Source organism: Tsukamurella sp. NPDC003166 (assembly GCF_040611135.1).
Lineage (GTDB): Bacteria > Actinomycetota > Actinomycetes > Mycobacteriales > Mycobacteriaceae > Tsukamurella.
In genome coordinates, this window is sequence record NZ_JBEXNL010000006.1 from 67,060 (window position 1) to 85,545 (window position 18,486).

The 18,486-nt window shown below is 70.5% G+C and carries 19 protein-coding genes; 3 read left to right on the top strand and 16 right to left on the bottom strand.

Annotated elements, in window-relative coordinates:
* Positions 1-39: 39 nt before the first annotated feature.
* Genes ABZX10_RS09335 through pyrR form a run of 3 tightly spaced genes read right to left on the bottom strand, consistent with a single transcriptional unit; the run spans position 40 to position 2,946 of the window.
* Positions 40-1,353: a dihydroorotase gene (locus tag ABZX10_RS09335; protein ID WP_355537728.1), complete on the bottom strand. Its 1,314-nt coding sequence runs from the start codon at positions 1,351-1,353 to the stop codon at positions 40-42.
* A 52-nt stretch (positions 1,354-1,405) separates the two neighbouring features.
* Complete coding sequence (locus ABZX10_RS09340) at positions 1,406-2,362, bottom strand: aspartate carbamoyltransferase catalytic subunit (protein ID WP_355537732.1); 957 nt, start codon at positions 2,360-2,362, stop codon at positions 1,406-1,408.
* Positions 2,359-2,946 (bottom strand): bifunctional pyr operon transcriptional regulator/uracil phosphoribosyltransferase PyrR, encoded by a 588-nt coding sequence (gene pyrR, locus ABZX10_RS09345; protein ID WP_355537735.1) that lies wholly within the window; start codon positions 2,944-2,946, stop codon positions 2,359-2,361. The genes ABZX10_RS09340 and pyrR overlap by 4 nt, the downstream gene beginning before the upstream one ends.
* Positions 2,947-3,048: 102 nt before the next feature.
* Here pyrR and ABZX10_RS09350 point away from each other — a divergent pair, with 102 nt between their 5' ends.
* On the top strand, positions 3,049-5,013 hold the full coding sequence (locus ABZX10_RS09350) for an FAD-dependent oxidoreductase (RefSeq protein WP_355537738.1): 1,965 nt from the start codon (positions 3,049-3,051) through the stop codon (positions 5,011-5,013).
* Between the two features lie 5 nt (positions 5,014-5,018).
* On the opposite strand, the gene nusB is transcribed toward ABZX10_RS09350, so the two are convergent.
* The 5 genes from nusB to ABZX10_RS09375 are packed head-to-tail and all read right to left on the bottom strand — an operon-like array spanning position 5,019 to position 8,273.
* Positions 5,019-5,528 (bottom strand): transcription antitermination factor NusB, encoded by a 510-nt coding sequence (gene nusB / locus ABZX10_RS09355; protein WP_355537741.1) that lies wholly within the window; start codon positions 5,526-5,528, stop codon positions 5,019-5,021.
* On the bottom strand, positions 5,529-6,092 hold the full coding sequence (gene efp / locus ABZX10_RS09360; protein WP_355537744.1) for an elongation factor P: 564 nt from the start codon (positions 6,090-6,092) through the stop codon (positions 5,529-5,531).
* A gap of 14 nt (positions 6,093-6,106) precedes the next feature.
* On the bottom strand, positions 6,107-7,207 hold the full coding sequence (locus tag ABZX10_RS09365; RefSeq protein ID WP_355537747.1) for an aminopeptidase P family protein: 1,101 nt from the start codon (positions 7,205-7,207) through the stop codon (positions 6,107-6,109).
* A gap of 35 nt (positions 7,208-7,242) precedes the next feature.
* On the bottom strand, positions 7,243-7,779 hold the full coding sequence (locus tag ABZX10_RS09370; protein WP_355537750.1) for a YceI family protein: 537 nt from the start codon (positions 7,777-7,779) through the stop codon (positions 7,243-7,245).
* Positions 7,780-7,820: 41 nt separating this feature from the next.
* Complete coding sequence (locus tag ABZX10_RS09375; RefSeq protein ID WP_355537753.1) at positions 7,821-8,273, bottom strand: nitroreductase/quinone reductase family protein; 453 nt, start codon at positions 8,271-8,273, stop codon at positions 7,821-7,823.
* 109 nt (positions 8,274-8,382) lie between these two features.
* On the opposite strand from ABZX10_RS09375, the gene ABZX10_RS09380 reads away from it, so the two are divergent.
* Positions 8,383-9,048: a TetR/AcrR family transcriptional regulator gene (locus tag ABZX10_RS09380; protein WP_355537756.1), complete on the top strand. Its 666-nt coding sequence runs from the start codon at positions 8,383-8,385 to the stop codon at positions 9,046-9,048.
* Between the two features lie 4 nt (positions 9,049-9,052).
* Here ABZX10_RS09380 and ABZX10_RS09385 read toward each other — a convergent pair whose 3' ends face one another.
* The 4 genes from ABZX10_RS09385 to aroC are packed head-to-tail and all read right to left on the bottom strand — an operon-like array spanning position 9,053 to position 12,525.
* Positions 9,053-9,544, bottom strand: coding sequence for a hypothetical protein (locus ABZX10_RS09385; RefSeq protein WP_355537759.1), 492 nt, complete (start codon positions 9,542-9,544; stop codon positions 9,053-9,055).
* Positions 9,545-9,577: 33 nt separating this feature from the next.
* On the bottom strand, positions 9,578-10,690 hold the full coding sequence (gene aroB / locus ABZX10_RS09390; protein WP_355537762.1) for a 3-dehydroquinate synthase: 1,113 nt from the start codon (positions 10,688-10,690) through the stop codon (positions 9,578-9,580).
* 3 nt (positions 10,691-10,693) lie between these two features.
* Positions 10,694-11,311, bottom strand: a complete 618-nt coding sequence (locus ABZX10_RS09395) for a shikimate kinase (RefSeq protein WP_355537765.1) — start codon at positions 11,309-11,311, stop codon at positions 10,694-10,696.
* Positions 11,311-12,525 carry a chorismate synthase gene (gene aroC / locus ABZX10_RS09400; protein ID WP_355538220.1) on the bottom strand — a complete coding sequence of 405 codons (1,215 nt, stop codon included), beginning with the start codon at positions 12,523-12,525 and terminating at the stop codon, positions 11,311-11,313. The genes ABZX10_RS09395 and aroC overlap by 1 nt, the downstream gene beginning before the upstream one ends.
* 71 nt (positions 12,526-12,596) lie before the next feature.
* On the opposite strand from aroC, the gene ABZX10_RS09405 reads away from it, so the two are divergent.
* Complete coding sequence (locus tag ABZX10_RS09405) at positions 12,597-12,848, top strand: hypothetical protein (RefSeq protein WP_355537768.1); 252 nt, start codon at positions 12,597-12,599, stop codon at positions 12,846-12,848.
* Between the two features lie 5 nt (positions 12,849-12,853).
* On the opposite strand, the gene ABZX10_RS09410 is transcribed toward ABZX10_RS09405, so the two are convergent.
* From ABZX10_RS09410 to ABZX10_RS09425, 4 genes are all read right to left on the bottom strand, one after another.
* Entirely contained in the window at positions 12,854-13,288 is a 435-nt protein-coding gene (locus tag ABZX10_RS09410; protein WP_355537771.1) for a PIN domain-containing protein, read from the bottom strand.
* The gene (locus ABZX10_RS09415) at positions 13,285-13,527 is read right to left on the bottom strand and encodes a CopG family transcriptional regulator (RefSeq protein ID WP_355537774.1); all 243 of its coding nucleotides are present in this window, start codon (positions 13,525-13,527) and stop codon (positions 13,285-13,287) included. Before ABZX10_RS09415 ends, ABZX10_RS09410 begins: the two co-directional genes overlap by 4 nt.
* Positions 13,528-13,566: 39 nt before the next feature.
* A complete protein-coding gene (dnaE, locus tag ABZX10_RS09420) occupies positions 13,567-17,130 on the bottom strand; it encodes a DNA polymerase III subunit alpha (RefSeq protein WP_355537777.1) in 3,564 nt (1,187 codons plus the stop codon).
* 78 nt (positions 17,131-17,208) lie between these two features.
* The gene (locus ABZX10_RS09425; protein ID WP_355537780.1) at positions 17,209-18,465 is read right to left on the bottom strand and encodes a protein kinase; all 1,257 of its coding nucleotides are present in this window, start codon (positions 18,463-18,465) and stop codon (positions 17,209-17,211) included.
* Positions 18,466-18,486: the final 21 nt, after the last annotated feature.

Consider the following 18,486-nt stretch of genomic DNA (forward strand, 5'->3'; position numbering starts at 1 on the left):
CCCCGAGCACGATCAGGAACGTCACGATGTCGCTGAGGATCACGCCCGCACCTCGGTCCCCGGCTGCGCGGCCACCCCGTCGCGTGCGGTGATCCGGCCGCGGAGCACGGTGAGCACCGGCTTCGCGCGGAAGCTCAGGTCCGCGAAGGGCGTGTTGCGAGAACGGCTCGCGAGATCGTCCGCCTGCACCGTCCAGCCCAGGTCGGGGTCGACCAGCGTCAGGTTCGCCGGCTCCCCCACGCCGATCGGCCGCCCCTGATCGTCCAGGCGCGCGATCTCCGCGGGCCGCTCGCTCATCACCCGCGCGACATCGCGCCAGGTCAGGTCGCCGGTCTCCACCGAGACCTGCGCAACGATCGCGAGCGCCGTCTCCAGGCCCAGCATGCCGGGGCGGGCCGCGGCGAACTCGCAGCACTTGTCCTGGTCCGCGTGCGGAGCGTGGTCGGTGGCGACGCAGTCGATCACGCCGTCGCGCAGTGCCTTCCGCAGCGCGGCCACGTCGGACGCCTCACGCAGCGGCGGATTCACCCGGTTCACGGCGTCGTAGGTGGCCAGTCGTGAGTCGTCGAGCAGCAGGTGGTGCGGGGTGACCTCGGCCGTGATCGCCACGCCCTGCCCCTTGGCCCACTTCAGCAGTTCGACGGTGCCCGCCGTCGAGGCGTGGCAGATGTGCACGCGGGCGCCGGCGTCGCGGGCCAGCAGTGCGTCGCGGGCGACGATCGCCTCCTCAGCGGCCCGCGGCCACCCGGTGAGGCCGAGACGCGCGGCCTCGGGCCCCTCGTGCGCCACCGCGCCCTTCGTCAGGCGCGGCTCCTCCGCGTGCTGTGCGATCACCACGCCGAGCGAGGCGGAGTACTCCAGCGCCCGCCGCATGAGCAGCGGATCCGACACGCACACACCGTCGTCCGAGAACACCCGGACGCGACCCGGTCCGGCGGCCATCATGCCCATCTCGGCCAGCTTCTCGCCCTTCAGGCCGACGGTGACGGCGCCCACCGGGTGCACGTCGACCAGGCCGACCTCCTGGCCGCGCCGGTACACGTGATCGGTGACGACGGCGGAGTCGGCGACCGGGCTGGTGTTGGCCATGGCGAAGACGGCGGTGTAGCCGCCGAGCGCCGCGGCGGCGGAGCCGGATTCGATCGTCTCGGTATCCTCGCGGCCGGGCTCACGCAGGTGCGTGTGCAGGTCCACGAAACCCGGCAGCAGGATCCGGCCGCCACCGTCGACGACCTCCGCGCCGGCCGCCGGTGTGAGATCGGCGGCGATGGCGGTGATCTCGCCGCCGGCGATCGCGACGTCGACCGGATCGCCCTCGCCGTACGGGCGGACGTTCTTGAGCAGCAGACTCATTCGGGACATCCTTCGGTCCGCGAGGAGTGGGTGGCACCGGAGCGAGCCGCCGTCATTCCGCACCCCCCTCTTTGGCAAGGAGATGGAACAGCACCGCCATGCGTACGTGCACGCCGTTGTTCACCTGCTGCAGGATCGCAGCCTGAGCGGAGTCCGCCACCGAGTAGCCGATCTCCATGCCGCGGAGCATCGGGCCGGGGTGCAGCACGACCGCGTGCTCGGGCAGCAGGGCCGCGCGCTGCGCGTTCAGCCCGAAGCGGACCGAGTACTCGCGCTCGCTGGGGAAGAAACCGCCGTTCATCCGCTCGGCCTGGACCCGCAGCATCATCACCGCATCGGCGCCGGGCAGTTCCGCCTCCAGCGAGTCCGCGACGGTGACGGGCCAGGTCTCCACTCCCACCGGAAGCAGGGTGCGGGGCGCCACCAGGACGACCTCGGCGCCGAGCGTGGACAGCAGCAGCGCGTTCGACCGCGCGACCCGACTGTGCAGCACGTCACCGACGATGACGACGCGACGGCCCTCCAGGTGGCCGAGCCGCTGCCGCAGCGTCAGCGCGTCGAGCAGGGCCTGCGTGGGGTGCTCGTGCATGCCGTCACCGGCGTTGATCACGACCGGCCCGGGCAGGCCGCCGAGGGCGGCGGCCGAGTTCGTCCACGACGCGATCTGTTGCGCCGCACCCGATGCCGGATGCCGGACGATCAGCGCGTCGGCGCCCGCCGCGTGCAGGGTCAGCGCGGTGTCCCGGAGCGACTCGCCCTTGGCGACCGAGCTGCCGGAGGCGGAGACGTTGATCACGTCCGCGCTCATCCACTTGCCCGCGACCTCGAAGGACACGCGGGTGCGGGTGGAGTTCTCGTAGAACACGGTCATGACGGTGCGGCCCCGCAGGGTGGGCAGCTTCTTGACCTCCCGGCCCAGCAGCGCCTGCTGCAACCGGTCGGCCTCGTCGAGGATCTCCTCGGCCTCCGCGCGCGACAGATCCGCCGCGGACAGCAGGTGCTTGGTCACGACTCACCCCCCGTCGAACCCGCCTCGGGCAGCTCCGAGATCACCACGGAGTCCTCGCCGTCCTTCTCCAGCAGGCGGACCTGGACGTCCTCCTGGCGGGAGGTGGGGATGTTCTTGCCGACGTAATCGGCGCGGATCGGCAGCTGCCGGTGACCGCGGTCCACGAGGACCGCGAGCTGCACCGCGGCGGGGCGCCCGATGTCGCGCAACGAGTCCAGTGCGGCGCGCACCGTCCGGCCCGAGAACAGCACGTCGTCGACGAGGACGACGAGGGCACCGTCGACCCCCTGCGGCGGCACCGTGGTGCGCTCGAGGGGACGGTGCGGCTTGTGCCGCAGATCGTCGCGGTACAGGGTGATGTCGAGGTGGCCGACGGGCACCGCCACGCCGGAGAACTCCTCGATGTGCGCGGCCAGCCGGGCGGCGAGAACCGCACCGCGCGTAGGGATGCCGAAGATGACGACGCGAGGATTCGGGGTGCCGTCACCCGATTCGGTGTCTAAGGCCGTCTTCTCGATGATCTGGTGCGCGATCCGTGCCACCGTCCTGGCGACATCGGCCGCGGACATGAGTTCCCGAGCCACGTGACCTCCTTCTCCGCCTCTCCGGACGGCTCGCTCCGCCTCTCGGGACGGACTTCAAAGGATGCCTTGATGCACCACGAAGCATACCAGTACGTTCAGGTCATGGAATTGTCGACCAGGCAGCGCGCGACGCTCTCCGCGATCGTCGACACGTTCGCCCCGGGGGACGGTGTGGCCATCCCCTCGGCGAGCGATCTGCGCGCCGGTGACGTGGCCGTCTCCTATGCCGATCGAAGCCCTCGCGACAGCGACGGCAACACCCTCTCGCAGTCACTGTCCCTCTTCGACAACCGCGTGTTCTGCGCCACGGTGCTGGGCACCCGCGGGCAGCGTTTCGTGGACCTGACGGCGGCGGAGCGCGAGCGGGTCCTGATCGACCTGTCCCGGTCGCGGTTCGTCCAGAAGCGGATGCTGTTCAAGCGGCTGCGCAATGTCGCGCTCCTGTCGTACTACGCGGCCGGCGGCACCGACGGCCAGCACGGGCCGGGCGCCGAACTGATGGCCGCGATCGGCTATCCGCGGCAGGCGCCGATGAAGAAGCCGCGGGCCCGGGCGATGCGGGCACTGCGGCCGCTCTCCCCCACCCGGTACGAGATCGACGCGTCCACGGCGTGCGACGTGGTCGTGATCGGGTCCGGTGCGGGCGGCGCCGTCGCCGCCGCCGCGCTCGCCGAGGCCGGCCTCGACGTGCTCGTCCTCGAACGCGGCGATTACGTCTCCCCCACGGAGGCGGGCGATTCCGATCTCGACAACCTCGCCCAGCTCTATGCGCGGGGGCCGTTCTGGACCGAGAACGCACAGTCCTATCTGCTCTCGGCGCGCTGCCTCGGCGGCGGCACCGTCATCGCACACGGCGGGTACTACCGCATCCCGGACGAGGTGCGCGCCGACTGGGCGGAGCGCGGCATCGACACCGGGCCCTCGTTCGACGCCGCCCTCGACGAGGTCTGGCAGCGCTCGGGGGTCACCGACGGGGTCGGCGCACCGTCGTCGCGGGACGTGCTCCTCGAGAAGGCCTGCCGGGAACTCGACCTGCGCGTGCGCACCGTCGGCCTGGCGGACGACGACGAGGCCGACGGCCGGTGGGGGCCGGCCAGCCGGATCGCATCGAAGCAGGATGCGGGACGCACGTGGCTGCGCGACGCGGAGAAGCGCGGCGCGCGCATCGTGACGGGCGCGCAGGCCCGGTCCATCGAGACGCAGGCCGGCCGGGCCCGCACGGTGATCGCGCGCACGTCCGGCGGCTCATGGCTCACCGTCAAGTGCAGCGCCGTCGTCGTGGCCGCCGGCGGATTCGAGACCCCCGCACTGCTGAGGCGGTCCGGGATCGGCGGCTCGCACGTCGGCAAACACCTGCACCTGCACCCCACCGCGACGGCGGTGGGCCTGTTCGCCGACCTGATCGACCCGTGGTCGGGCCTGCCCTCCACGAGGTTCAGCGACGCGCACGCGGACCTCGACGGCAGGGGCTTCGGGGTCCGGTACGAGACCATCCCGTTGACGCCGGCGTTGGCGTCCAGCTTCGTGCCGTGGCGCAACCCCGTCGAGCACCTCAACGTGATGCGCCAGCTCCCGCACTTGTCGATGGTGCGTGTGATGCTCCGTGACCGCGGCGCCGGCGAGGTCGTCGTGGACGCCGCCGGCGAGCCCTCGGTGCGGTACGAGTTGGCGGAGGCGGACCGCGCGCACCTGCGCACGGGCGTCGACACGGCGGTCCGGATCCTCGAGGCGGCGGGCGCGCGGCGGATCTTCACCGGCCAGCAGCGCGGCGGCGACTACGTTCCCGGCGACCGGCCCCTCGAAGAGTTCCTCCAGCGCTCGCACGCCGCGGGGTACGGGGTGGGCGAGATCGCGCTCGGCGCGACCGACCCGATGAGCACGGCCCGGATGGCCTCCTCGGAGCGCCGCGGTGCGGCGAACCCCGAGGGCGCGCTGTGGGACGTTCCGAACGTCGTCATCGCCGACGCCTCGATGCTGCCCACCGCGAGCGGGGTCCACCCCATCGGGATCGTGCAGGCCCTCGCGCTCCGCAATGCACGGGCCCTGGCCGCGCGCCTCACGGGGTAGCGGGACTACTCCGAGCGGTCGGCGGGCCGGGCCGCGGCGGCGGCCCGGACCTGCGGCGCCAGCGTGGCGACCTTGCCCAGAACGCCGTTGAGGTAGGTCGGCGACTCGTCGGTCGAGAGCTCCTTCGCAAGCTCGACCGCCTCGTCCACCACCACGGCCGGGGGCACGTCGACGGCGTTGAACAGCTCCCACACGGCGATCCGGAGGATCGCGCGGTCGACGGCGGGCAGACGGGTGAGCGTCCAGCCCGTCAGGTGCGAGGAGATCACCGAATCGATCTGGTCACCGTCCACCCCGACACCGGTGACCAGCGTCGCCGTGTAGTCGGACACCGGGGCGACCGCGGCGTCGTCCGCGGCGAGCTGCCGGCGCTCGGCCAGCAGGCCGTCGAGGTCGGTGACGCCGCGCGCCTCCGCCTCGAACAGCAGGTCGACGGCGCGTTTGCGCGCGCGGTGGCGGGCACCGGACTTCTTCGGGCCCTTGCTGGAGCGGGTGTTGTCAGACTGCTCGGGCACTTAGGAGTTCACGCGCCCCAGGTAGCCGCCGTCACGGGTGTCGACCTTGAGCTTGTCGCCGGTGTTGATGAACAGCGGGACCTGGATCTCGGCGCCGGTCTCCAGCGTGGCGGGCTTGGTACCGCCGGTGGAGCGGTCGCCCTGCAGGCCCGGATCGGTGTGCTGGACGACGAACTCGGCCGACAGCGGCAGCTCGACGAACAGCGCCTCGCCCTCGTGCATCGAGATCTGGACCTGCATGTTCTCCAGCAGGAACTTCGCGCCGTCGCCGACCTTGCCCTCGTCCAGGTTGATCTGGTCGTAGGTCTCGGCGTCCATGAACACGTAGTCGGTGCCGTCGTGGTACAGGTAGCTGAAGTCACGGCGATCGACGGTGGCGACCTCGACCTTGACGCCGGCGTTGAAGGTCTTGTCGACCGTCTTGCCGGAGACGACGTTCTTGAGCTTCGTACGCACGAAGGCGGGCCCCTTGCCCGGCTTGACGTGCTGGAACTCGATGATCTGCCAGAGCTGGCCCTCCTGGTTGAGGACCAGTCCGTTCTTGAAATCAGCAGTCGATGCCACGGGTGTCAATTCTCCTAGAGTGCGATCAAGTCCTTGGTGGTGCGGGTCAGCAATTCCGGCCCGTCCGCACGGACCACAAGGGTGTCCTCGATGCGGACTCCACCACGGCCCGGGAGGTACACACCCGGCTCCACGGTGACCACAGCACCGTCGGACAGTGTACCGCTGCCGAGTTTGCCCAGCGTCGGGGCTTCGTGGATCTCCACGCCGACGCCGTGTCCGAGACCGTGCAGGAACTGCTCGCCGTAGCCCGCGGCCTCGATCACCGCGCGCGCCGCGCCGTCGATCGCGCGGACGTCGCGACCCGGGACGAGCGCCTCGCGCCCGGCGGTCTGGGCGGCGCGCACCACGTCGTAGATCTCCCGTTGCCAGGCCGCCGGCTCGCCGAGGACGAAGGTGCGGGTCTCATCGGCGTGGTAGCCGCCGTACCGGGCGCCGAAGTCGACCTTGACGAAATCGCCCTGCGCCAGCACGGCGTCGGTCGGCCGGTGGTGCGGGATCGCCGAGTTGGCGCCCGCGGCCACGATCGTCTCGAAGGCGACGGCCTCCGCGCCGAACTCGAACATCAGGTTCTCGAGCCGCCGCGCGACCTGTCGCTCGGTGGCACCGGCACGGATGGCACCCTCCTCGACGAGCGCGGCGAGCGCCTGGTCGGTGATCGCACAGGCGCGGCGCAGGAGCTCGATCTCGCCGTCGTCCTTGACCTCACGGAGGGTCTCGACGAGCCGGGTCGTCGGCACCAGAGCCGGGGCGCCGTCGCCGGAGAGACGGGCGTGGTCGGCGTAGCTCAGGGCCGCCGCCTCGAAGCCGACGATGCCGATCCCCGCCTCGCGCGCCTCGGCGAGCAGAGCCTTCGCCACATCGCGCTCGATGACGGCCCGGAGGTCGCCGGACTGCTCGGCGACCTGGGTGAGGTAGCGGCCGTCCGTGGCGATCGCGTCGCGGGCGGGGTCCGCTGCGACCAGCAGTGCGCCGTTGGAGCCGGTGAAGCCGGCGAGGTAGCGCACGTTGTCGAGGTTTGTCACCAGGAGCGCTTCGAGGGCCGGGTCGTGGCTCGCCAGCGCGGCGCGGAGGGTGTCGCGGCGGCGGGCGTGGTCGGTGGTCGTCTGCGGCATGCCTCCCACGGTATCGCGGAGGTCCCGCCCGCCGGTCACACAGTCGCGCGCGCGATCACCGTGACCTCGTCCGCCACCTGCAGGGTGCCCATCATGAGGGAGAACGGCGTGATCCCGAAGTCCGTCTGGCGCACCGCGACCGCCGCCGCGAGGGTGGGAGCGGGCGAGCCGCTCTCGTAGTCCAGGGCGAACTCGGACGGCCGGGCGACGCCGCAGATCGTCAGCACTCCCACCACGCGGAAACCGTTCTCGGACTGCTCGATCGAGCTCGAGGTGAACTCGATCGCCGGATGCTTCTTCACCTGCAGCGAGCGGTGCGCGTTCGCCGTGGCGACGGCCCGCTCCGGCGCACTGAGCGGCGTGAGGCCGCCCTCGCCGGAAGCCACCTCGAGCGCCCCCGCACGGACGGTCACGGCGAGCGCGACGGGACGCTCACCGTCGAGCTGCACGACCGCCTGCCAGGCGCGGGCCACGAGCACCAGACGATGCCCGAGCCGCGCGGACCGACCGGCGACCCCGGTGTGCACCTCGAGCTCGCCCGTGTCCTGATCGATGGTCCTGGTCGCGTTCACGTTTCCGACGGTACCGGCGCCGGCGCGGTCCGGCACGGCGGTCAGCCCCGGGAGACGACGAACACCGGGTAGCGGTCCGCGGCCGCGGCGAGATCCTCGTCGGAACTGTCGGCGCTCAGGCCGGGGAAGAACGCGCCGACCTCCCACGCCCACGTGCGCAGGTACGCGCGCAACACAGGCACCTTGGCGGCCGGGTCCGTGATCTCGGCCGCCGTGAAGGGCTCGACAGTGCGCCCCAGCCGGAGCTCGCCCGCACCCGCGGCACGCATGTTGCGCACCCACTGCGTGAGTCCACGCGCCGCGACGAGGTACTCGGCACCGTCGACCGTGAGGACGTTGACGGGAACCGTCCGCCACTGCCCGGACTTCCGCCCGCGGACGGCGAGTTCCCTACTGCCGTAGATCGACACGCCGCGGCGGGCGAGCCAGGCGACGGTATTGTTGCACGCGGTGGCGGTCCGGCCGGGACGGACGGTGGCGGCGGGTGCGGTCATGAGATCCTCCATCTGTGAGCACTGCTCTTGATTTGAATCAATGCTCCGCCATTGTCCCGACATTGTCAAGAGCAGTGCTCTCGTTTTTGATCAGTGCAATGATCGAGGGGTGAACGCCTCCCTGACCGCCCGCGAGCGCGCCCGCGCCGAACTGACCGCCGAGATCACCCGCAGCGCGCGGGAGCAGCTCCGCGAGGTGGGCGCCGCGGCGCTCTCGCTGCGCGCCGTCGCGCGCGATCTGGGGCTCGCCTCGTCGGCCGTGTACCGCTACTTCCCGAGCCGCGACGCACTGCTCACCACGCTCATCACCGAGGCCTACGAGGCGCTCGGCGACGCGGTGGTGGCCGCCGACTCGGCGGCTGCAGAGCCCCGTGACCGTTGGATCGCCGCGGCGCGAGCCGTCCGCCGCTGGGCGCTGGACCATCCGCACGAGTACACGCTGCTCTACGGCTCCCCCGTGCCCGGATATCACGCACCCGCCGAGACGACCGCCGCGGCGATCCGCACGTCGGGTGTCTTCGCGCGGATCGCGGCGTGCGGGCGCGGCGGGGCTCCGGCACCGTCGGGCGTGCTCGACGGGCAGCTGCGCGCCGTCGCCGAGGCGGTGGCCCCGGGCGGCGACCCGGCGCAGCTCGCCCTCGGTGTCATCGCCTGGACCCAGTTGTTCGGCGCCGTGAGCTTCGAGTTGTTCGGGCAGTTCGCGAACACGCTCGAGCCCGCGGACGCGCTGTTCGACTACGCGGTCGGGCGGACCGTCGAGATGCTGGGGCTCTGACGCGTCAGGGAGCGGGTACGGCGGCGACGTTCATCACGACCGAGCCCGCGCACGGCCCACCGGTGATGTCGGTGCGCCAGGTGCCGGAGAGGGTGCCGTCGGCGCGCGGGGTGTAGACGGCGACCGAATGCGCAGGGGCGTAGACCTTCTCTCGCCCCTCACCCATGTAGCAGTCCCACTGCCAGTCGTAGACGTGCACCCAGGACGTTCCGTTCCAGGTGTACTTGGCGGGCGTGGGCAGCGTCGGATTCTTCACCGGCGGACCGTCGACGACGGTCGCGACGCAGGTACCGCTCGCGCACGATGTCGCGAACGTGTACACATCGCTGAAGTCGGGCTCCCACTGCCGCGCGGCCAGGCTGGTGCCGGTCTTGCTCGCCGCGGAGCGGATCAGCGAGTACCTGCCGTTCCACCCCGTGTCGGCCTGCGCGACCGCGGGCAGCAGGCCCGCAACCACACAGCCGATCGCCGCCGCAGCCACCGTCGTCCAGCGCATCACCCGATGATTGAACACCACCGGGCCCCGGAATCAGAGCAGAACGGCGCCGCCCGGGGCGGAATCCTCCTTGGCGACGGCGGAGTAGGCGGCGACGAGGAGCGACGGGTCCGGCGCTTCGAGCCGGCCCGGGCGGGCCAGCCCGTCGAGCACCACGAACCGGAGCATGCCGGCGCGGTTCTTCTTGTCCTTGCCCATGTACTCGAGCAGCTGCCCGAAGGCGTCGGCGTCGTAGGACGTGGGCAGGCCCACGGACTCCAGGACCCGACGGTGCCGGTCCGCGGTCTCGTCGTCGAGGCGCCCGGCGAGGCGGCCGAGCTCGGCGGCGTAGATGAGGCCGACCGAGACGGCGGCGCCGTGGCGCCAGCGGTAGCGCTCGCGCCGCTCCAGCGCGTGCGCGAGGGTGTGGCCGTAGTTGAGGATCTCGCGCAGCGAGGACTCCTTGAGGTCCGCGGAGACCACCTTGGCCTTGACCTCGATGGAGCGGCGGACCAGCTCGGGGAGCACGTCGCCCGTGGGGTCGAGTGCGGCCTGCGGATCCTTCTCGATGAGCTCGAGGATCGCCGGGTCGGCGATGAAGCCGGTCTTGATGACCTCGGCCATGCCGGCGACGATCTCGTTGCGCGGCACCGTCTCCAGCGTGACGAGATCGACGATCACGGCCCGCGGCTCGTGGAAGGAGCCCACGAGGTTCTTGCCGGCGTCGGTGTTGATGCCGGTCTTGCCGCCGACGGCCGCGTCGACCATCGCGAGCAGGGTGGTCGGGATGTGCACGACCGGGACGCCCCGCATCCACGTGGCGGCCACGAAGCCCGTGACATCGGTGGCGGCGCCACCGCCCAGGCTGTAGATCACGTCCTGGCGGCTCAGGCCGATGCGGCCGAGCACCTCCCAGCAGAAGCCCGCCACCTGCAGGTCCTTGCCGGCCTCGGCATCGGGCAACTCGATGCGGTGCGCGTCGATCCCCTTGTCCGCCAGCGCCTGCCGCAGGGCCTCTGCGGTCTCGGCGAGGGTCGGCTGGTAGAAGATCGCGGCCTTGGTCGCCTCGCCGGCGGCCGCGACGGTCTCGTCGAGCAGCCCGCGGCCGATCACCACGTCGTAGGGGCTGCCCGCGTCGACGCGGACCTTCACCGGGTTCTCGCTCATCTACTACTCCGATCGATTCTTGGCGGACGTGCGCAGGACGGCGGGCAGCTTCGGCCAGGGGCCGCGGCGCTCCCGCCCGGGGGCGGTGTCCTTCAGGCGCCGCTGCACCTGCCGGACGACGGACGACGGTGCGCGACCCACCGTGGAGACGCGGATCGTCGCGAGTTCGCGGTAGATCGGGGTGCGCCGGGCCATCAGGGCGCGGTACGCCGCCTCGGGGTCGGCGCCCTTGAGCAGGGGACGGTTCGACGCCGCGGGGCTGACGGTGCGCCGGATCCCCTCCTCCTCGGTGAGCTCGAGGTAGACGACCTGATAGCTGCGCAGTAGCGTCCGCGTGGTCTCGGAGAGCACCGCGCCGCCGCCCAGGGAGACGACACCCGCGTGATGGGTCACGACATCGGCCACGACCTCCTCCTCGATCGCGCGGAACGCCGGCTCGCCGTCGCCCGCGAAGATCTGCGGAATGGACCGGCCCTCGCGGCGCTCGATCTCCTCGTCGACGTCGAGGAAGTCGACGCGCAGCGCGCGTGCGAGACGACGGCCGATCGTGGTCTTACCGGCGCCCGGCGGACCGATCAGGATGGCTGCAGGGCCCGGCTCACGACCAGGCGCGCCGGCCATCAGATCGCCTCGGGCGTCACCCGCTGCAACCGCGCCGCCACCTGCTCGGAGTACCGCTCGATGTTGCTGCGGGTCTCGGCCAGCGAATCACCGCCGAACTTCTCGAGCGCCGCCTGCGCGACCACGAGCGCGACCATGGCCTCGGCCACCACGCCCGCCGCGGGCACCGCGCAGACGTCGCTGCGCTGGTGGATCGCGACGGCCTCGGTGCCGGTCTGCATGTCGATGGTGCGCAGGGCACGGGGCACCGTGGAGATCGGCTTCATCGCCACGCGCACGCGCAGCTCCTCGCCGTTGGTCATGCCGCCCTCGACGCCGCCCGCGCGGTTCGTCGAGCGCAGCACCCCGCCCCGGTCGGGGAGCATCTCGTCGTGCGCCTCGCTGCCCCGCCGGCGGGCGGTCTCGAAGCCGTCGCCGACCTCGACGCCCTTGATCGCCTGGATCCCCATGAGCGCGAACGCGAGCCGCGCGTCGAGGCGGCTCTCCCCCGACGCGACCGAGCCGATGCCGACCGGAAGCCCGGTGACGACGACCTCGACGACGCCGCCGAGGGTGTCGCCGTCCTTCTTGGCCGCCTCGATCTCGGTGATCATCGACTGTTCCGCGGCCTCGTCGAAGGCGCGCACCGGTGAGGCGTCGATCCGCTCCAGGTCGGCCGCCGACGGGGTGGGCCCGACGTACGGCTGCGACGCACCGATCGAGATGACGTGGCTGACCACCTCGGCCCCGAGCGCCTGGCGCAAGAAGTTACGGGCGACGGTGCCGGCGGCCACCCGGGCAGCCGTCTCGCGGGCGCTCGCGCGCTCGAGCACCGGGCGCGCGTCCTCGAAGCCGAACTTGAGCATGCCCGAGTAATCGGCGTGGCCGGGGCGCGGACGGGTGAGCGGCGCGTTGCGTGCCATGCCGTCCAGCAGCTCCTGGTCGACGGGGTCCGCCGACATGACCTGCTCCCACTTCGGCCATTCGGTGTTGCCGATCTCGATGGCGACGGGGCCCGCCTGCGTCAGGCCGTGCCGGACGCCCCCGAGGATGGTCACCTTGTCGGCCTCGAACTTCATGCGCGCACCACGGCCGTAGCCCAGTCGACGCCGCGCCAATTGGGCGGCGATGTCCGACGACGTGACCTCGACGCCCGCGACCATGCCCTCCACGAGGGCCACGAGGGCGGGGCCGTGCGATTCTCCAGCGGTGATCCAGCGCAACACGTGTTCCATCATCCCAGATCGATCCGCCGGACCGTGAGTTCGGGTAGCCGAAAACTCAGTCACAGGCTATGGTGAAGACCATGACCACCGTCGCCGCATCCTTGACTTCCGCCGGCCGTGCCAGCGCACAGCGGGGCACGGTCGACGTGTTCGGCATCGCGTGGCCTCGCCACAAGGCCGAAGCCCTGGTCGCGGCGCTGGTCGTTCTCGCCTTCGGACTCATGCTCACGCTGGTCACCGGCGCGGCGTCGTTCACCCCGGCCGTCCTGGCTTCGGCCGGAGTCGGAGTGGTCGTGTGGTGGGCCGCCCGCGCGGTGCATTCCCGCGCCTGATCGCCTCAGGAATCGTCGGGGAGCAGCCGGAAGGCGGCGTGCCGTGACAGAGGGACGATGGCCCGGACGTCTCGTCGGTCCAGGGTCAGTAGATCCACAGTGTCCCAGCGGGACGCGACGACGACGTTGACGGCGTCCGTCAGGTCGAGATCGAGTCCTGCGTAGTGCCGCTGCACCTTCCGCGCTTCGTGCAGGTCGGCTCCGGAAACGGAGTCGATCCGAAACCTGCCGGATGCGGCAGTCGCGAGAATCCAGTCCACAGTGGCCTGCGCCGCCTGCCGGCCGATGCGTCGACCACCGAGTACTTCGAGCTCGAGAAGCACCAACGGCGTGAAGACCACCAGGGATGCGGCGTTGAGCGCATCCCTCGCGCGCAGGTGATCCGCCTCCGAGGTGGCGAACGCGGCCAACACCCCGGAGGTATCGGCGATGAGGATCACCTGTGCCTGGCGTTCATCTCGTCCGCGATCTCGCGCTTGATGCCATCAGCCGTCATCGGCTCTCCGAAGTCGAAGGACGGGATGTCCAAGTCCTCATCCCATGTGCGCGTACGGAGCGCCGCACGATGGACCGCATCGCGGATGTATTCCGCCTCCGGACGACCCTCTCGGGCGGACGCGGCCTTGATCAACGCGAGGTCGTCCTCGTCGAGCATCACTGTGGTCCGCTTGAGCGCCATATGGTTATGGTACCCGCGCCATAACTCGCGGAGAGAGATTCAGATCAGGCAGTTCGGACCGAGCAGCGCCTTCAGGTCGCCCATGAGCGACGACGACGGGTTCACCCGGAGCGTGTCGGCCAGCCTGAGCGTGGTGCTCTGCCCCTCGCCGTCGCCACTCACGAGCTTGACGTGCACGTCCGAGACGCCGGGGTGTCGCTGCAGCACCTGTTTGAGCGCGGAGACCTTGTCCTGCGTGCACACCCTGGTCTGCATCGTCAGCGAGAGCGGCTTGGCGACACCGATCTGCGACAGATCGATGGGCGCGATGTCGTTCGCGATCAGGGTGACCTTGTCGTCCCGGAAGTTCACCCGGGCCTTGATGAGCACCACCGCGTCCTCGACGACCTCCGCGCCGTAGGCCGCGTACGCCTGCGGGAAGAAGAACACCTCGATACCACCGGAGAGGTCCTCGATCTGCGCGGACGCGAACGGAGCGCCGTTCTTGTTCACGCGCCGGTTCACGGACTGCAGGATGCCGCCGACGGTGACCTGGGTCCCGTCCTTGACGTCGCCCTCGACGATCGCGGGGATCGCGGTGTCGGTCTGCGCGCCGATCACGTGCTCCACCCCGTCGAGCGGGTGCGCGGACACGTACAGGCCCAGCATCTCGCGTTCGAGGGCGAGCTTGTGCTTGCCCTCCCACTCCTCGTCGGGAACCTTGATGGTGAAGACGTCGTCGATGGGGCCGGCGGCACCGTCGTCCTCCCCCATCGACCCGAACAGGTCGAACTGGCCCACGGCCTCGGCCTTCTTCGTGGAGAGCACCGACTCGATCGCGTCGGCGTGCACCAGGAGCAGGCCCTTGCGGGGATGGTCGAGCGAGTCGAAACCGCCCGCCTTGATGAGGGATTCGGTGACTTTCTTGGAGCACGCGGCGACCTCGATCTTGGCGAGGTAGTCGGAGAAGGAGGTGTAGGCGCCCTTCTCCTCCCGCGTCCGGACGATCGACGCGACCACGCCCTCACCCACGTTGCGCACCGAGCCCATGCCGAAGCGGATGTCCTCGCCGACCGAGGTGAACGCATGGAAGGACTCGTTGACGTCCGGCGGGAGCACGGTGATCCCCAGGCGACGGCAGTCACCGAGGTAGATGGCCGCCTTGTCCTTGTCGTCACCGACGGAGGTCAGCAGCGCTGCCATGTACTCGGCCGGGTAGTTCGCCTTGAGGTAGGCGGTCCAGTACGAGACCAGGCCGTAGGCGGCGGCGTGCGACTTGTTGAACGCGTAGCCGGCGAAGGGCAGCACCGTGTCCCACAGCGCGGTGATCGCGGCCTGCGAGAAGCCGTTGTCGAGCATGCCCTGCTGGAACCCGCCGTAGGCCTCGTCGAGGACCTCTTTCTTCTTCTTACCCATCGCGCGGCGCAGGATGTCGGCCTGGCCGAGGCTGTACCCGGCGACCTTCTGCGCGATGTGCATGATCTGCTCCTGGTACACGATCAGGCCGAACGTGTCCGCCAGGATGTCCTTGAGCGGCTCCTCGAGCTCCGGGTGGATCGGCTTGACCTGCTGCCGGCCGTTCTTGCGATCCGCATAGTCGTTGTGCGCGTTCATGCCCATCGGGCCGGGCCGGTAGAGGGCGCCGACGGCGACGATGTCCTCGAACTTGGTGGGCTGCATGCGGCGCAGCAGGTCCCGCATGGGGCCGCCGTCGAGTTGGAAGACGCCGAGGGTGTTTCCCCGCTGCAGCAGCTCGTACGTCGTCTCGTCGTCGAGCGGCAACTGGTCCATGTCGAGGTCGACGCCGCGGTTGTGTTTGATGTTGTCCAGCGCGTCACCGATCACGGTGAGGTTGCGCAGGCCCAGGAAGTCCATCTTCAGCAGGCCGATGGCCTCGCAGGACGGGTAGTCCCAGCCGGTGATGATCGCGCCGTCCTGCGCGCGCTTCCACACGGGGATGGCGTCGGTGAGCGGGTCGCACGACATGATCACGGCGCAGGCGTGCACGCCAGCGTTGCGGATCAGGCCCTCGAGGCCGAGCGCCATGTCGTAGATCTTCTTGACGTCCGGATCCGTCTCGATCAGTTGGCGGACCTCGACGGCCTCCTTGTACCGCTCGTGCGCCGGGTCCGTGATGCCCTTGACCGAGATGTCCTTGGCCATGATGGGCGGCGGCAGCGCCTTCGTGATGCGATCGGCGATCGAGTAGCCGGGCTGGCCGTAGATGACGCGGGCCGAGTCCTTGATGGCGGCCTTGGTCTTGATGGTGCCGAACGTGATGACCTGCGCCACCTTGTCCGAGCCCCACTTCTCCGAGGCGTAGGTGATCATCTCGCCGCGGCGACGATCATCGAAGTCGATGTCGATATCGGGCATCGACACGCGCTCGGGGTTGAGGAACCGCTCGAACAGCAGGCCGTGCGGGATCGGGTCGATGTTGGTGATGCCCAGCGCCCACGCCACCAGCGAACCGGCGGCGCTGCCACGGCCCGGGCCGACGCGGATGCCGACCTCGTGCGCGTGCGCGATCAGGTCGCCGACGACCAGGAAGTACGCCGGGAAGCCCATCTCGTTGATGACGGACAGCTCGTACTTGGCACGCTCGACGTAGTCCGCGGGCGGACCGTCGGGGAAACGACGGTTCAGCCCGTCCATGACCTCCGACTCCAGGAAGGACTCCTGCGTGTGGTTCTCGGGCACCGGGAACCGCGGCATGCGGTCCTTGTGCTCCCACACCTCCGCGTAGGACTGGACCCGCTCTCCGATCTCGACCGTCGAATCGCAGGCGCCCGGGACCTGCGAGTCCCACAGCTCGCGCATCTCCTCGGCGGACTTGAGGTAGTAGCCGTCACCGTCGAACTGGAACCGAGTGGGGTCGGACAGGGTCTTACCGGTCTGGATGCACAGCAACGCGCCGTGCGACTCCGCCTTGTCCTTCGTGACGTAATGGCAGTCGTTCGTGGCCAGGGGCTTGATGCCCAGCTGCCGGCCGATGTTCAGCAGACCCTCGCGGACCCGGCGCTCGATGTCGATACCGTGGTCCATGAGCTCGAGGTAGAAGTTCTCCTTGCCGAAGATCTCCTGCCACTTCGCGGCGGCCTCCAACGCCTCCCGCTCGTGCCCGAGCCGCAGGCGGGTCTGCACCTCGCCCGACGGGCAGCCCGTCGTGGCGATGATGCCCGACGCGTGCTCGGCGATGATCTCCGCGTCCATCCGGGACCACTTGCCGAGCTGGCCCTCGATCGACGCGAGCGAGCTCAGCTTGAACAGGTTCCGCAGGCCCGTGGCGTTCTCCGCCACCATCGTCATGTGGGTGTACGCGCCCGAGCCCGAGACGTCGTCGCCCTTCTGCGACGGATCGCCCCACTTGACGCGCTTGGTGTTGAACCGCGACTCCGGCGCGATGTAGGCCTCGATGCCGATGATCGGCTTGATGCCGTACTTCTTCGCGGTGTTGTAGAAATCCGACGCGCCGAACATGTTCCCGTGGTCGGACATGCCGACCGCCGTCATGCCCAGCCGCTGGGCCTCCGCGAACAGCGGATCGACCTTGGCCGCGCCGTCGAGCATCGAGTACTCGGTGTGGTTGTGCAGATGGACGAACGAGCCGGCGGCGGACGTCATGGGCTACTCACCTCCGGTGGAGAATCTCATCGCTGTCATTACGCAGTGTAGGCGGTCCCACCGACAGGCTCGGACGGATCATGAGGCGAGGACGATGACCAGGATCAACACCAGCAACGCCACTACCGCCACTCCCACGAGCACCAGTACGCCGGGCGACATCACACCCTGCGCCGGGGCCTTCGCGGGCTGGTCGCGACCGACCGGCGGGCGGGGCGCCGACGGCCTGGGCACGGCCCCGGAGGGCGCGCCCGCACCGTACAACGGCTGCGGCGACGGGGCCTGCTGCGGACGCGCCATCGGGTAGCTCGGCCGGTTCGCCTGCCCCCGGATACCGGGTGCGACGGTGCGCTGCACCGGCGGGGCCGGGCGCCCCGCGGTCGCGGGCTGCTGGGGCCCCGACGGGTGGCCGGGGCCCGGGACGTACCCGGGCGCGGGGCGTGGCACCTGCCGCGGCGCGGGACGCGCGACGGGGGCCGCCATCGCCGACTTCAGCGCGTTCGCGAACTCCTTGCATGTCGCGAATCGCTCGGCGGGGGTCTTCGCCAGGCCGCGGGCGACCACGGCGTCGACCGCGGGCGGCACCCCCTCGCGGATCTGCGAGATCCGCGGCGGCGGGGCGTTGAAGTGCGCGTCGATCACCGCGTCGGTACTGGCGCCGGTGTACGGCACCTTGCCCGTGACCAGATGGAAGAAGGTGGCTGCCAGCGAATACTGATCCGACCGCGAGTCCAGCTCCTCGCCGCACAGCTGCTCCGGCGAGGCGTAGGCCAGCGTCGCGAGGACGGTGCCGACCGCCGTCAACTGCGAGGTGTCCTCACCGCCCTTGGCCACGCCGAAGTCGGTGAGCAGCGCGCGGCGTTCGTCCCCGTCGTCGCCGTCGTCGTCCACGGCGGTGACCAGGATGTTGGCCGGCTTGATGTCGCGGTGCAGGAGCCCGGCGCGGTGCGCACGGTCCAGACCGCGCCCGATCTGGCCGACGATCTCCACCGCGACCGCGGGCGGCAGGCCCGTCGGGGTGCGCTTGAGCAGGACGGAGCAGTCGTCGCCCTCGACGTACTGCATCGCGATCCACAGGCGCGCCCCCTCGGTGCCACGGTTGTAGATGGTGACCACGTTCGGATGATCGAGCCGCGCTGCCAGCTCCGCCTCGCGGAGGAACCGCTTGCGGAAGGCATCGTCGCCCGAGTAGCCCGCACCCAGGACCTTGAGCGCGTCGTAGCGCGGCAGCTCGGGATGCTTGGCCAGGTAAACGGACCCCATGCCGCCGGAGCCGAGGCGCCGCTCGATCCGGTAGCCGCCGATCACCGTCCCGGGTACGAGTTCATCGCTCATGTCCGTCGCTTCTGTCCCTCA

Bases quoted from the DNA above. Each gene is read 5' to 3' on its own strand.
- ABZX10_RS09365 (WP_355537747.1), bottom strand. From the start codon at position 7,207: ATGCCGCAGACGACCACCGACCACGCCCGCCGCCGCGACACCCTCCGC.
- ABZX10_RS09405 (WP_355537768.1), top strand. From the start codon at position 12,597: ATGACCACCGTCGCCGCATCCTTGACTTCCGCCGGCCGTGCCAGCGCA.
- ABZX10_RS09395 (WP_355537765.1), bottom strand. From the start codon at position 11,311: ATGGCCGGCGCGCCTGGTCGTGAGCCGGGCCCTGCAGCCATCCTGATC.
- ABZX10_RS09375 (WP_355537753.1), bottom strand. From the start codon at position 8,273: ATGACCGCACCCGCCGCCACCGTCCGTCCCGGCCGGACCGCCACCGCG.
- dnaE (WP_355537777.1), bottom strand. From the start codon at position 17,130: ATGACGTCCGCCGCCGGCTCGTTCGTCCATCTGCACAACCACACCGAG.
- ABZX10_RS09350 (WP_355537738.1), top strand. From the start codon at position 3,049: ATGGAATTGTCGACCAGGCAGCGCGCGACGCTCTCCGCGATCGTCGAC.
- aroB (WP_355537762.1), bottom strand. From the start codon at position 10,690: ATGAGCGAGAACCCGGTGAAGGTCCGCGTCGACGCGGGCAGCCCCTAC.
- aroC (WP_355538220.1), bottom strand. From the start codon at position 12,525: ATGGAACACGTGTTGCGCTGGATCACCGCTGGAGAATCGCACGGCCCC.
- ABZX10_RS09415 (WP_355537774.1), bottom strand. From the start codon at position 13,527: ATGGCGCTCAAGCGGACCACAGTGATGCTCGACGAGGACGACCTCGCG.
- ABZX10_RS09335 (WP_355537728.1), bottom strand. From the start codon at position 1,353: ATGAGTCTGCTGCTCAAGAACGTCCGCCCGTACGGCGAGGGCGATCCG.
- ABZX10_RS09385 (WP_355537759.1), bottom strand. From the start codon at position 9,544: ATGCGCTGGACGACGGTGGCTGCGGCGGCGATCGGCTGTGTGGTTGCG.
- ABZX10_RS09425 (WP_355537780.1), bottom strand. From the start codon at position 18,465: ATGAGCGATGAACTCGTACCCGGGACGGTGATCGGCGGCTACCGGATC.